Here is a 571-nt window from a genome sequence, read left to right as displayed (position 1 = left end):
CGTCATCTCCTTTGGTTTATCAAACTGATTTTTCTTCTTGCAATAGTATTACAAGAAGAAAGCTTGGTAAGCGTTTAAATAAAAGGCAGGGTGAATTTCCGTCATCTCTAGTTTACAGAACTTATGGTCGTATTAGTCCCTGCCTTTTATTCCTGTCCAAGGCCTAGCTAGAATACTTTCTTTGAACTATCAAAGGTGATCGGCAAAAGACAGTTTATTTAAATATACTAAAAGATAAACGTATGGGAAACTGGAATGTTGTTTTAGGAGTAGATGTATCAAAACTTACACTAGATATCAGTTGTGCAGAACGCAGGCTGCATATTAAGATTGATAACCACAGTAAAGGATTTGCCATGTTTAAAAAGTGGTGCAAAACCAATTCAATTGAGCTTAAAGAAGTACTGGTTGTTATGGAATTTACAGGAGGCTATGAGTACCGTTTTATCCAGTTTCTGGAATCGCAATCAATTGCCTATACCAGGCTATCTGGTCTGGAGATCAAAAATTCAATGGGCATGGTACGCGGAAAAAACGACAAGGATGATTCTTTCCGCATAGGTCAGTATGG

1 protein-coding gene is annotated in these 571 nt (G+C 37.5%); it reads left to right on the top strand.

Translation table 11 applies throughout. From position 1 onward, the window contains the following. Positions 1-242: 242 nt before the first annotated feature. A partial coding sequence (locus AC1DND_RS29165) for an IS110 family transposase (protein WP_477586503.1) occupies positions 243-571 on the top strand: 329 nt, incomplete at its 3' end.

The sequence above is a fragment of the Pedobacter sp. 01N416 genome (assembly GCF_056399685.1).
The sequence above is the reverse complement of the archived record's forward strand: the minus strand, read 5'-3'. Positions and strand labels throughout refer to the sequence as shown.